The organism is Cellulomonas septica (genome assembly GCF_012396155.1).
GTDB classification, from domain to species: Bacteria; Actinomycetota; Actinomycetes; order Actinomycetales; family Cellulomonadaceae; genus Cellulomonas; species Cellulomonas septica.
Map to the genome: position 1 here is coordinate 1 of NZ_JAAXOY010000038.1, position 11,324 is coordinate 11,324.

Annotated in this window: 9 protein-coding genes; 7 read left to right on the plus strand and 2 right to left on the minus strand. The window is 71.1% G+C overall.

Translation table 11 applies throughout. The features are described 5' to 3' along the window. On the minus strand, window positions 1–1,433 hold a 1,433-nt coding region (locus HGA02_RS03250; protein ID WP_168677541.1), incomplete at its 3' end, for an MATE family efflux transporter. Between the two features lie 394 nt (window positions 1,434–1,827). Here HGA02_RS03250 and chvE point away from each other — a divergent pair. The 7 genes from chvE (at window position 1,828) to HGA02_RS21575 (ending at window position 10,331) form a co-directional block, all read left to right on the plus strand. Continuing rightward, the gene (gene chvE / locus HGA02_RS03255; protein WP_168677543.1) at window positions 1,828–2,985 is read left to right on the plus strand and encodes a multiple monosaccharide ABC transporter substrate-binding protein; all 1,158 of its coding nucleotides are present in this window, start codon (window positions 1,828–1,830) and stop codon (window positions 2,983–2,985) included. Between the two features lie 115 nt (window positions 2,986–3,100). Further along, entirely contained in the window at window positions 3,101–4,636 is a 1,536-nt protein-coding gene (gene mmsA, locus HGA02_RS03260; RefSeq protein WP_168677545.1) for a multiple monosaccharide ABC transporter ATP-binding protein, read from the plus strand. After that, window positions 4,636–5,817, plus strand: a complete 1,182-nt coding sequence (mmsB, locus tag HGA02_RS03265) for a multiple monosaccharide ABC transporter permease (RefSeq protein WP_168677547.1) — start codon at window positions 4,636–4,638, stop codon at window positions 5,815–5,817. The genes mmsA and mmsB overlap by 1 nt, the downstream gene beginning before the upstream one ends. Window positions 5,818–5,949: 132 nt before the next feature. Next, window positions 5,950–7,134, plus strand: coding sequence for an ROK family protein (locus HGA02_RS03270; protein ID WP_168677549.1), 1,185 nt, complete (start codon window positions 5,950–5,952; stop codon window positions 7,132–7,134). 58 nt (window positions 7,135–7,192) lie between these two features. Further along, window positions 7,193–7,972, plus strand: a complete 780-nt coding sequence (locus HGA02_RS03275; RefSeq protein ID WP_168677551.1) for an ATP-binding cassette domain-containing protein — start codon at window positions 7,193–7,195, stop codon at window positions 7,970–7,972. Then, window positions 7,969–8,412: a hypothetical protein gene (locus HGA02_RS03280; RefSeq protein WP_168677553.1), complete on the plus strand. Its 444-nt coding sequence runs from the start codon at window positions 7,969–7,971 to the stop codon at window positions 8,410–8,412. The genes HGA02_RS03275 and HGA02_RS03280 overlap by 4 nt, the downstream gene beginning before the upstream one ends. Before the next feature lie 206 nt (window positions 8,413–8,618). After that, a complete protein-coding gene (locus tag HGA02_RS21575) occupies window positions 8,619–10,331 on the plus strand; it encodes a glucuronyl esterase domain-containing protein (RefSeq protein WP_343035247.1) in 1,713 nt (570 codons plus the stop codon). A gap of 177 nt (window positions 10,332–10,508) precedes the next feature. Here the strand turns inward: HGA02_RS21575 and HGA02_RS03290 are convergent, their stop codons facing one another. Next, window positions 10,509–11,150, minus strand: a complete 642-nt coding sequence (locus tag HGA02_RS03290) for a transaldolase family protein (protein WP_168677555.1) — start codon at window positions 11,148–11,150, stop codon at window positions 10,509–10,511. Window positions 11,151–11,324 lie beyond the last annotated feature (174 nt).

Sequence of the window (11,324 nt, forward strand, 5' to 3'; positions counted from 1 at the left end):
GGCAGCGCGTCGACGTCGGGCACGACCGACTCGAGCACCGCCGACCCCTCGGCGGGTCCGTCGGCGACGAGCGTCGTCGGCACCTCGCCGACCCCGGTGACGGGCTGCTGCGCGAGGCGGCGCGCGGCGGCGACGTAGGCGGGGACGAGCAGCGCGACCGCGCCGATCCAGGCGAGCGGGTTGCCCCAGACGACCCCGTCGTACCCGTAGGACGCACCGAGCACCACGGCGGCGCCGACGCGGCAGACGAGCTCGATCGCGCCCGTGACGGTCGGGACGACGGTCTGCCCGAGGCCCTGCAGGGCGCCGCGCAGCACGAAGAGCACGCCGAGCACGACGTAGAGCAGCCCGTTGACGAGCAGCAGGTGCGCGGCCATGCCGACCACGGACTCCTCGCCCTCGCCGACGAAGAGCCGCACGATCGCACCGCCGCCGGCGACGAGGACGGCGCCGATGAGGACGGACCCGACGACGGACATCCAGGCGGCCTGGACGACGCCGCGACGGATCCGGTCGGGGCGCCCGCCGCCGAGGTTCTGGGCGACGAAGGTCGACACGGCGAGGCCGAGCGACGCGAGCAGCGCGACCGCGAGCCCGTCGACGCGTGCGGCGGTCGTGTAGGCGGCGACGGCGTCGGAGCCGAGCTCGTTGAGCCGGACCTGCACGGCGAGCGTGCCGATCGCGATGATCGACGCCTGGAAGCCCATGGGCAGCCCGAGCCGCAGGTGCAGGCGCAGCTCGTCGCCGGTGACCCGCCAGTCGGACCGGTGGACGCGCAGGACGGGCACGCGCCGCCGGACGTGGTCGAGGCAGAGCGCGACGGACACGCCCTGCGCGACGACGGTCGACAGCGCGGCGCCGCCGACGCCCCAGTCGAGCCAGGCCACCGCGCCGACGACCAGCACGATGTTGAGGACGCAGCTCACCGTGAGGAACACGAGCGGGGTGCGCGAGTCCCCGATGGCGCGGATGACGGCGGACAGGAAGTTGAAGAACATCATCGTGCTGGCGCCGAGGAAGCTGATGACGGCGAACGTCGTCGCCTGCGGCAGCAGCTCCTCGGGCGTCTGGAGCATCCGCAGCGCGGGCGCGGCGAGCAGCGGCGCGCCGACGGTGAGCACGAGGCTCGTGATCCCGGACAGGATCGCGCCGGCCGCGACGGAGCGGCGCACGGCGTGGTGGTCGCCGGCGCCGAACGCCTGCGCGGTGGGGATCGCGAAGCCGTTCGTCATGCCCCACGCGAAGCCGAGCAGGAGGAACAGCAGCGAGCCGGTGGCGCCGACGGCGGCGAGCGCGTCGACGCCGAGGATGCGGCCGACGACCATGGCGTCGGCGGCCTGGTAGAGCTGCTGGACGACGTTGCCGACGAGCAGGGGGACGGCGAAGAGGAGGATGACGCGCCAGGGGCGACCGGCGGTGAGGACCTTGGGCACAGCGATTCCCGGGACAGGAGTGGGCGGGCTGGGGAGGGGCGCGGTGGTCGGGTCGTGCCGGTCGCGTCAGGCATCGATCGTATCGATACGACCCGGCCAGGACGAATCGATTTGATCGTGTCCTGACGTCGCCCGATCGGCTTTCACCCGCTCGGGGGAAGCGCTCCCCACCGTGACGCGGTGGCGTCCGGACCGTTATGGATTCGAAACCCAAAAACAGATCCGCCCGCTTGACTTCGATTCTCGAACACAGGACCGTGGTGCGTGCTGCCGGGCGCTGTCGCCCGACGACCAGGCCCCACGGGGGACCGCGCAGCGAGCGGGTCGCTCCCGCGGTTCGACAACCCAGGCACGCCCCAGTGGCGGCCGTCTCAACGACGAGAAGGAGTGGACGATGCGACGCAAGATCTCCATCGCCGCCATCGGCGCAACGCTGGCCCTCGGGCTCGCGGCATGCTCCGGCGGTGGTGCCGGGAGCACGGACGACTCGACCAGCGGTGGCGGCGACGGCGGTGCGGGTCAGCTCGTCGGCGTGGCCATGCCGACGCAGACCTCCGAGCGCTGGATCGCCGACGGCGACGCGGTCAAGGAGGGCCTCGAGGCCGCGGGCTACAAGGTCGACCTCCAGTACGGCAACGACGACATCCCGACGCAGCAGTCGCAGATCGACCAGATGATCACCAAGGGCGCCAAGCTCCTGATCGTCGCCTCGATCGACGGCACCGCGCTCGCGAACCAGCTGCAGGCCGCGGCCGACGCCGGCATCCCCGTCATCGCGTACGACCGCCTCATCCGCGACAGCGAGAACGTCGACTTCTACGTCACGTTCGACAACTACAACGTCGGCGTGCAGCAGGCGACCTCGCTGCTCGTGGGCCTCGGTGTCCTCGACGAGGACGGCGTGGCCGTCCCCGACGTCGCGGGCCCGTTCAACGTCGAGCTCTTCGCCGGCTCGCTGGACGACAACAACGCGCACTTCTTCTGGAAGGGCGCGATGGACACGCTCGAGCCCTACATCGAGGACGGCGTCATCACCGTCCCGTCGGGCCAGACGGACATCGAGCAGGCGGCCACGCTGCGCTGGCAGCAGGAGACCGCGCAGAAGCGCATGGAGGACCTCCTGACCTCCACGTACGGTGGCGGCGCCAAGCTCGACGGCGTGCTCTCCCCGTACGACGGCCTGTCGCGCGGCATCATCACGGCGCTGCAGAACGCGGGCTACGGCCCGACGCGCTCCGACGCCAAGCCCATGCCGGTCGTCACCGGCCAGGACGCCGAGATCGCGTCGGTCAAGCTCATCCAGGACGACGTCCAGTTCTCGACGATCTTCAAGGACACGCGCAAGCTCGCCGAGCAGGCCGTCTCCTCCGCCAGCGAGTTCCTCGCCGGTGAGACGCCCGAGTCGAACGACAAGGACACGTACGACAACGGCGTGAAGGTCGTGCCGTCGTACCTCCTCGAGTCGGACATCGTGTACGCCAACAACATCCAGGCGCTGCTGATCGACTCCGGCTACTGGACGGCCGAGCAGGTGGAGAAGGGTCAGGCCTGACCTTCCACCCGCGGGCCACGCCGCACGCCGCGGCCGGTCGGCGCCCCACGAGGGCGTCGGCCGGCCCGGCCGGCGGGCCCACGCCACGAGCTATCAGAGAGGCGGTCGGACGCGGATGAGCACCATCCTCGAGATGCAGTCGATCACCAAGACGTTCCCTGGGGTCAAGGCCCTCCAGGACGTCAACCTCGTCGTCGAGCGCGGTGAGATCCACGCGATCTGCGGGGAGAACGGCGCCGGGAAGTCGACGCTCATGAAGGTCCTGTCGGGCGTGTACCCGCACGGGACCTACGACGGCCGGATCCTGTTCGAGGGCGAGGAGGTCGCCTTCGGGTCGATCAACGACTCCGAGGACAAGGGGATCGTGATCATCCACCAGGAGCTCGCCCTGGTCCCCTACCTGTCGGTCGCCGAGAACATCTTCCTCGGCAACGAGCAGCGGGGCGCCGGCGGGCTCATCGACTGGAACCGCACGAACGCCGAGGCCGCCCAGCTCCTCGCGCGCGTCGGCCTCGACGAGCTCCCCGTGACGCCCGTCGGCCAGCTGGGCGTCGGCAAGCAGCAGCTCATCGAGATCGCCAAGGCGCTGTCGAAGAAGGTCAAGCTCCTCATCCTCGACGAGCCCACGGCCGCGCTGAACGACAACGACTCCGAGCACCTGCTCGAGCTGCTGCGCCAGCTCAAGGACCACGGCATCACCTCGATCATGATCAGCCACAAGCTGAACGAGATCGCCGAGATCGCCGACTCCACCACGATCATCCGTGACGGCAGGACGATCGAGACGCTCGACATGGAGCGCGACGGCGTCACGCAGGACCGCATCATCCGCGGCATGGTCGGCCGCGACCTCGAGCACCGGTTCCCCCCGCACGAGTCGACCCCCGGCGAGGAGGTGCTGCGCGTGGAGGACTGGACCGTCCACCACCCGACGCAGCCCGACCGCGTGGTCGTCGACAACGCCTCGTTCTCCGTGCGCGCCGGCGAGATCGTCGGCATCGCCGGGCTCATGGGCGCCGGGCGCACCGAGCTCGCGATGAGCCTGTTCGGCCGCACCTACGGGAGCGACATCAGCGGCCGCGTCTACCTGCGCGGGCAGGAGATCCGCACCCGCAGCGTCGACGAGGCGATCGGCCACGGCATCGCGTACGCGACCGAGGACCGCAAGAAGTACGGCCTCAACCTCATCGAGGACATCCGCACCAACATCTCCGCCGCGAGCCTGCGCAAGCTCTCCCGCCTGGGCTTCGTCAACGGCAACGAGGAGATCAAGGTCGCGGAGGACTACCGCAAGTCCATGAACATCAAGAGCCCGACCGTCATGGCGCTCGCCGGGAAGCTCTCCGGGGGCAACCAGCAGAAGGTCGTCCTCTCCAAGTGGATCTACACCGACCCGGACGTGCTGATCCTCGACGAGCCGACGCGCGGGATCGACGTCGGCGCGAAGTACGAGATCTACACGATCATCAACCGGCTCGCGGACCAGGGGAAGGCGATCATCGTCATCTCCTCGGAGCTGCCCGAGCTGCTCGGCATCTGCGACCGGATCTACACCCTGGCCTTCGGCCGGGTCACCGGTCAGCTGCCCCGCGGCGAGGCCACCCAGGAGAGCCTCATGGAGCTCATGACCAAGGAAAGGGAGAACGCCTGATGACTGCCGTCGCGGGTCTCAAGGACATCTTCACGCGCAACCTGCGCACGAGCGGCATCTACATCGCGTTCGTCGCCATCATCGGGCTCTTCACCATCCTCACGGACGGCATGCTGCTGAGCCCCGGCAACATCACCAACATCGTCCTGCAGTACTCGTACATCCTGATCCTCGCGATCGGCATGGTCATCGTGATCATCGCCGGGCACATCGACCTCTCGGTCGGGTCGGTGGTGGCGCTCACCGGGGCGGTCGCGGCGGTCGTCGTCATCAAGAACGGCAGCCCGTGGTGGCTCGGCGTGCTCGCCGCGCTGGCCGTCGGCCTCCTCGTCGGGGCGTGGCAGGGCTTCTGGGTCGCGTACGTCGGGATCCCCGCGTTCATCGTGACCCTGGCGGGCATGCTCCTGTTCCGCGGCATGACGCTGCAGGTGCTCGAGAACGTCTCGCTGTCGCCGTTCCCCGCGGCCTACCAGAAGATCGCCGGCGGCTTCCTCAACGGCATCCTCGGCGGTCAGGGCTTCGACGTCTTCACGCTCGTGATCTTCGCGATCGCGATCGCCGGGTACGCCTTCAGCCAGTTCCGTGCCCGTCAGGCCCGCATCAAGTACCAGCAGGCCGTCGAGTCGTTCCCGCTGTTCGTGCTCAAGCTGGTGCTCATCGCGGCCGTCGTCATGGCGTTCGCCTACCAGCTGTCGCGCAGCCGCGGCCTGCCGATCGTGCTGATCATCCTCGGCGTCCTGATCCTCACCTACCAGATCGTCACGACGAAGACGGTGTTCGGCCGCCACGTCTACGCGATCGGCGGCAACCTGCACGCCGCCGAGCTGTCCGGTGTGAAGGTCAAGAAGATCAACTTCTGGATCTTCGTGAACATGGGCTTCCTCGCCGCCGTCGCCGGCGTCGTGTACTCCTCGCGGTCGAACGGCGCACAGCCGCAGGCCGGCAACATGTTCGAGCTCGACGCCATCGCCGCGTGCTTCATCGGTGGCGCGTCGACCACGGGCGGCGTCGGCCGCGTCACCGGCGCGATGGTCGGTGGTCTGATCATGGGCGTCATGTCGAACGGCATGCAGCTCATGGGCATCGACCAGTCGGTGCAGCAGATGGTCAAGGGCCTCGTGCTGCTGCTCGCCGTCGCGTTCGACATCTACAACAAGCGCCGCGCGGGCGCCGCTCGCTGATCGCGCACCGGCCGGGTCCCGGCGGCGCTCGTCGCCGCGGGGGCCCGGCCTTCGCACACACATCCGACTTCCGGCCTACCGACGCGTTCGTGCTGGCCAGGTAGTCTCTGCCGCGTGAGAGGACGGTAGGCGGTGGCCGGTTCGCAGTCCTCGTTGCGTGAAGCCAACCGCAGCGCCGTCGTCGAGACCGTCAAACGGCACGGCGGACTCACCCAGGTCGAGCTCGTCGGTGCCACGGGCCTCTCCCCCGCGACCGTGTCCACGATCGTCAAGCAGCTGGTCTCCGACGGCGTCGTCGAGGTCCGCACGACGATCCGCACCGGCCGCCGCGCGCAGCTCGTCACGCTCGCGCACCGCGTCGGCCTCGCCGTCGGCGTGCACGTCGGGCAGCGCCACATCCGCGTCGCGATCGCCGACTTCACGCACGAGGTGCTCGCCGAGCGCGTGCTCCCGATGCCCGTCGACCACCCCGTCGACACGTCCCTCGACCGCACCGCGCTCCTGGTCGTCGACCTGCTCGAGCGCCTCGGCCTCGCGATGCAGGACGTCGTGGGCATCGGCATCGGCCTGCCCGCCCCCGTCGACGACGCGACCGGCATGATCTCGGTGCGCGGCGTCATGCGCGGCTGGGACGAGGTGCACGTCGGGCACGTCCTGTCGAAGCGCCTCGCGCTGCCCGTCTACGTCGACAACGACGCCAACCTGGGCGCCCTCGCCGAGAGCACGCGCGGCGCGTCGCGCGAGTACCGCGACAGCGTCTACGTGCGCGCCTCCTACGGCACCGGCGCCGGCATCATCATCAACCACCAGCTCCACCGCGGGTTCGCCGGGACCGCCGGCGAGATCGGCCACGTCCAGGTCGACCCGCAGGGCGACATCTGCCGCTGCGGCAGCCGCGGGTGCCTCGACACCGTCGTCGGTGCGCGCGCGATCGTCGAGCCCCTGCGCGCGACCCACGGCAACCTCACGCTGCGCGACGTCGTGCAGCGCGCCCGCGAGGGGGATCCCGGGTGCGCCCAGGTCATCGCGGACGCGGGCGCCGAGATCGGGGCCGTCGTGTCCGGTGCGGCCATGACGGTCAACCCGCAGTGCATCGTCGTCGGCGGCGAGCTCGCCGAGACCGGCGAGATCCTGCTCCAGCCCATGCGGGAGGCGCTGCGGCGGCGCGTCCTGCTCAACCAGATCGCCCCGCTCGAGGTGATCCCCGCCGAGCTCGGCAACGCCGCCGAGGTCGCGGGGGCCATCGCGTTGGTGATGCAGCACGCCGACGTCGACCTGGACCCGCCGGTGACCGCTCAGGAGCGGGCCGACGCATGAACCGCTCGGAGGCATGATGACTGGGACGACCGTGAAGGACGAAGGGCAGGTGCGACCGATGGCGACGATGCCACCCCGTGTGCCGCTGCTGTCCATGAAGCAGATCACCAAGAGCTTCAACGCCGTGGAGGCGCTCGTCGGCGTCGACTTCGAGGTGCACGCGCACGAGGTCGTCGCGCTCGTCGGCGACAACGGCGCGGGCAAGTCGACGCTCGCCAAGATCGTGTCCGGCGTGCTCACGCCCGACTCCGGCATCGTCGAGATCGACGGCGAATCCGTCTCGATCACGTCGCCGTCGGCCGCGCACGCGCTCGGCGTCGCGACCGTCTTCCAGGACCTCGCGCTGTGCGACAACCTCGACGTCACCGCGAACCTGTTCCTCGGCCGCGAGCTCACGCGCGGCGGTTCGGGGCTCAAGGACGGCGAGATGGAGCAGACCACCAAGCGGATCCTGCACGACCTCAACAGCCCGATCCCGTCGGTCAAGACCGAGCTGCGCGCGTTGTCCGCCGGGCAGCGGCAGTCCGTCGCGATCGCGCGCACGCTCATCGGCAACCCGCGCATCGTCGTGCTCGACGAGCCCACCGCGGCGCTGTCCGTCGCCCAGACCGCCGAGGTGCTCACGCACATCGAGCGTCTGCGCGAGCTCGGCCTCGGCGTCATCCTCATCAGCCACAACATGGTCGACGTCCGGGCGGTGTCCGACCGCATCGAGGTGCTGCGGCACGGGCGCAACAACGGGTCGTTCGATGCGGGGACCGCGAGCTACGAGAGCATCCTCGCCGCCATCACCGGGGCCACGAAGTACACCCAGGGCGGGGACCGGCGGTACGGATGAGCATCTTCGGCCGTCGCCCGCACGTCACCGGCGTCGTCGGTGACGGGTTCGTCGCCGCCGAGGCGCCCGCGCTGCAGACGTCCCTCGTCGCCGCCCTCACCATGCACGAGCGGGCCGCCGAGCGACCCGTCACCGTCGAGCTGCGCGTCGACCGCGGCCGCGGCACCCGGCTCGTCCTGAGCGCGCGCAACGTCGTCATCGGGTTCGTGCCGCCCGACGAGGTGCCCCTGCTCGCCGCGCAGCTGCCGTCCGGGCGCGCGCTGCTCGTCGTGCCCGGGGTGCTCTACCACCAGGACGGGCTGTGGCGGCTGTGGGTCGGACCGGAGCCCTCCTCCTTCCCCGCGCCTGCTGAGGACCTCGACACGCTGCCCGTGCCCGACCCCTCGATCGCCGGGATCCCGCTGAAGATCCTGCGGCCGAAGGACGACGACGACCGCTGACCATCGCGTGTGCGCGCTCACATTCTTGCGGTAGTCGCCGTGCCTTTGTTTTCGATATCCCCGGTGCGCGGCGAATCGTTTTGCGCGCATTGACCGCCTGACGCGGCTCGCCGACCGTGAGCGGGGTCCGGGCGGCTCGCAACGTCCGTGACCAGCGACGGTGCTGCCCTGCCCGCCGCTCCTCCCCACCGCGGACGGAGACACCTGTGCCTGGAACCGCCTTTCTCCATCGACGCTCGTCTGCTGCTCCTCGTGGCGCCGGCCCGCGGCGTCGCCCGGTCGCCCGGACGGCGGTCGTCGCCCTGACGGTCGTCGCACTCACCGCCGTCGGGCTGACGCAGGCACCCGTCGCAGCACCCGCCGCGGCCGCCGCCGGCGTCGAGGACTCCGGCGCCGACTGCGCCGTCCCGACCCTCCCCGACCAGTCGACGCTGCCCACGAACAGCCGCCTGCCCGACCCGTTCGCGCGGCTCGACGGGTCGCGGATCACGTCGAAGGCCGACTGGCGCTGCCAGCGCGAGCTCACCAAGCGGCTCGCGGAGAAGTTCGTCTACGGCGAGAAGCCCGGGCGCCCGTCGAGCGTCAGCGGGTCGGTCACCCGGACCTCGATCACCGTGAACGCCTCGCACCAGGGACGCTCGTCGTCGTTCACCGCCCGGGTCGAGCTGCCCAGCGGGACCGGCCCGTTCCCCGCGGTCGTCGTGCTCGGCGGGTTCGGGGCGGACACCGCCGCGATCAAGGCCGCCGGCGCCGCCGTCGTCACGTACGACCCGTACGTCGTCGGGAAGGAGGGCACGGGCCGGGCGAACAAGCAGGGCGCGTTCTACACGCTGTACGGGTCGTCGAGCAGCACCGGCCTGCTCATGGCCTGGGCGTGGGGCGTCAGCCGGATCATCGACGTCATCGAGCAGTCCGACGGGAGCGTCCTGCGCGCCGAGGCCACCGGCGTCACCGGCTGCTCGCGGTTCGGCAAGGGTGCCTTCGTCATCGGCGCGTTCGACGAGCGCATCGCGCTCACCATCCCCATCGAGTCCGGCAGCGCGGGCGTGCCGATCTTCCGCGGCATCCCCGGCGAGGGTGCGCAGAGCCTGTCCAGCGCGTACGGCGAGCAGCCGTGGCTCGGCGACGCGTTCGGGTCGTTCACCGGCAACCCCAACCGGCTGCCGATCGACACGCACCAGGTCGTCGGGCTCGTCGCGCCCCGCGGGCTGCTCGTCCTCGACAACCCGCACATCGCCAACCTCGGTCCGCGGTCCGCCTCCGTCGCCGCCCTCGGCGGGGCCGAGGTGTACCGCGCGCTCGGGGCGTCGTCGAACATCACGTACTGGTCCGACGTCTCCGACGGCACGCACTGCGCGAACCGCGCCGAGTGGCGGGCACCGCTGCAGCAGGCGATCCAGAAGCACCTGCTCGGCACGGGCTCGTCCGCGGGGACGTTCCGCATCTCCGCGAAGGCGCAGGGGCGGCTGTCGGACTGGGCGTCGTGGACGACGCCCGTGCTGACCGACGGGCCGAACCCGACGCCGACGCCCACCGTCACGCCGACGGTGACGCCGACGCCTACTCCGACCGTGACCCCCACCGTCACCCCGACGCCGACCGTCTCCCCCACGTCGAACCCCGGCGGCGCGTGCTCGGCGACCGTGTCGGTCAACCAGTGGACCGGCGGGTTCGTCGCGAACGTCCGCGTCACCGCGGGCTCGGCACCGCTCAGCCGCTGGACCGTCGGCCTGACCCTCCCGTCGGGCGCCACCATCACGAACGCGTGGAGCAGCAACCGCTCGGGCAGCACCGGTGCGATCCAGCTGACGAACGTCGCCTACAACGGCTCTGTCGCCGCCGGCACGTCGACCGAGTTCGGCTTCCAGGCCACGGGCACCGCAGGCGGCGCCCTGTCCGCGACCTGCACGGCCGGCTGACCCGACGCCGAGAAGGATCGCTCGGGACGGGGCTGCGCCGTGGCCCTAGCCTTCAGCAACCACAGCGGTTGTTGAAGGCTAGGGCCATAGCCTTCAGTAACGGCCTTCCCGACAGGGCACTCTCGGCCGTCCGAGGCGGCTCACGTCCTCGCAGGGCGACCGCCCGACGAGCGCCTGTCAGCGGAGAGCCGCGACCGCCTCGTCGAACTGGGCGAGCGCGGCGTCGGTGAGGGGCTCGACGAACAGGTCCTGGGCGACGGCGGCGCCGAGGGTCACGGCGTGCGCGCCGGCGGCGGCGAGCGTCACGACGTCGTCGACGGTCCGGATGCTCGCGACGAGCACCTGCGTGCCGGTGCCCTCCAGCACGCGCACCATCCGGGCGACCTGCCCGTGCCCGTCGCGCCCGGACTCGGTCATGCGGCCCAGGTAGGGGGCGATCCAGCGGGCGCCGGCGGCGGCGGCGAGGACGGCCTGGCGCGCGTCGTAGACGGCGGTGACCAGCACGGGGACGTCGTCGTCGGCGAGGCGGCGGGTCGCGGCGAGGCCGTCCTGCGTCGCGGGGATCTTCACGACCAGCCGGTCGGACAGGGTGCGCAGCGCGTGGCCCTCGCGGACGATCGCGTCGACGTCGTGCGCGGTCGTCTGGACGAACACCTCGGAGGTCCGCTCGAGCAGCCATGCGACGAGGTCGGGCACGGCGTCGAGGCGCACGTCGCCGCGCTGGAGGATCAGCGGGTTGGTCGTGACGCCGCGGAACAGGCCCGTCGCGAGCAGGGGCTCGAGCGCGGTGCGGTCGGCGCTGTCGAGGTAGAGGTCCATCGTCACTCCGGGGTCTCGTCGGGCTGGCGGGCGTCGGCCAGCGCGCGGTAGCGGCGCCACACGTCGGCGTCGACCGCGTGCTGCGGCTCGACGACACCGGTCGTGGCGGGGGTCCAGGCGTCGCGCACGGTGCGGACGTCGGCGTCGGTGAGGACGGCGGCGGCCTGCACGGCG

Bases quoted from the DNA above. Each gene is read 5' to 3' on its own strand.
- chvE (WP_168677543.1), top strand. From the start codon at position 1,828: ATGCGACGCAAGATCTCCATCGCCGCCATCGGCGCAACGCTGGCCCTC.
- mmsA (WP_168677545.1), top strand. From the start codon at position 3,101: ATGAGCACCATCCTCGAGATGCAGTCGATCACCAAGACGTTCCCTGGG.
- mmsB (WP_168677547.1), top strand. From the start codon at position 4,636: ATGACTGCCGTCGCGGGTCTCAAGGACATCTTCACGCGCAACCTGCGC.
- HGA02_RS03275 (WP_168677551.1), top strand. From the start codon at position 7,193: ATGGCGACGATGCCACCCCGTGTGCCGCTGCTGTCCATGAAGCAGATC.
- HGA02_RS03280 (WP_168677553.1), top strand. From the start codon at position 7,969: ATGAGCATCTTCGGCCGTCGCCCGCACGTCACCGGCGTCGTCGGTGAC.
- HGA02_RS03290 (WP_168677555.1), bottom strand. From the start codon at position 11,150: ATGGACCTCTACCTCGACAGCGCCGACCGCACCGCGCTCGAGCCCCTG.